A 286-nucleotide genomic window follows, 5' to 3' on the forward strand; every position below is an offset into this window, starting at 1 on the left:
GCGACCGCATGAGTGTTTAGTTTTTAGCCATACTATTAAAACCAGCGTTTAATACTGCCTCTAACATAGAGGTATTCATCATGCAGCGTTTCTGCTTTCCGACAATACTGAGTTTAGTCGGCTCTTCTCGAAGCATATTCAGACTCATATGGCGCAAGCAGGCTACGTTTTCTGCACCATGCCCCTTGTATATCTGACACGCATCTTCATTCATACTAACATCAAGTACCCAATGCATAGATTCAATACCCCAATGCTCTCTAACCGCATTAGCAGCCTGCTCTGC

Annotated in this window: 1 protein-coding gene; it reads right to left on the minus strand. The window is 44.1% G+C overall.

The window, feature by feature from the left end:
- Positions 1-16: 16 nt before the first annotated feature.
- The coding region (locus tag PVK70_RS18990; RefSeq protein WP_130085823.1) for an ISAs1 family transposase at positions 17-286 on the minus strand (270 nt) is incomplete at its 5' end.

Origin of the sequence: Aliivibrio sp. A6 (assembly GCF_028765505.1) — a bacterium.
Classification (GTDB): Bacteria; Pseudomonadota; Gammaproteobacteria; order Enterobacterales; family Vibrionaceae; genus Aliivibrio; species Aliivibrio finisterrensis_A.